General features: G+C 46.4%; 1 pseudogene. It reads left to right on the top strand.

Going from position 1 to position 528, the window contains the following annotated elements:
* Positions 1–528 (top strand): annotated as a pseudogene (locus R7040_RS29725) (lipopolysaccharide assembly protein LapB); the annotation flags it as partial.

Below are 528 nucleotides of genomic sequence, written 5' to 3'. Positions count from 1 at the left end.
CACTTTCCGAAGATCCAAAATGTGTTCGAGCAAGTATTTCGCTCGGCCGGATTTACTTGGAGTCAGAAGACTACAAACAAACCATTAAGTATCTAACGGGTGTATTGGAGCAAGACAAAGACTTTGTGAGCGATGTTTTGCCGACAATTGCTGAGTGCTATCACCATCTCGGGCAAGAAGATGAACTGGTCGAGTTTTTACGCGCCTGTATTGATAAAAAGGCAGGGGTGTCAGCGGAGTTGATGCTGGCTCAGTTAGTCGCTCACCATGAAAGCGTCGGCGCTGCCCAAGAATTGCTGACGAAACAGCTACTGAAAAATCCAACCATGAAGGGCTTTTATCGCCTGATTGACTACCACATTGCAGAGTCTGAAGACGGTCGCGCAAAAGACAGTTTATCTACATTACAAGCGATGGTTGGAGAACAATTAAAAGTAAAACCGCACTACCGATGCAGGAAGTGTGGCTTCTCTACTCATTCCCTTTATTGGCATTGTCCTTCCTGTAAAGGGTGGGGGACGATCAAGC

The sequence above is a fragment of the Vibrio sp. 1069 genome (assembly GCF_033340555.1).
The sequence above is the reverse complement of the archived record's forward strand: the minus strand, read 5'-3'. Positions and strand labels throughout refer to the sequence as shown.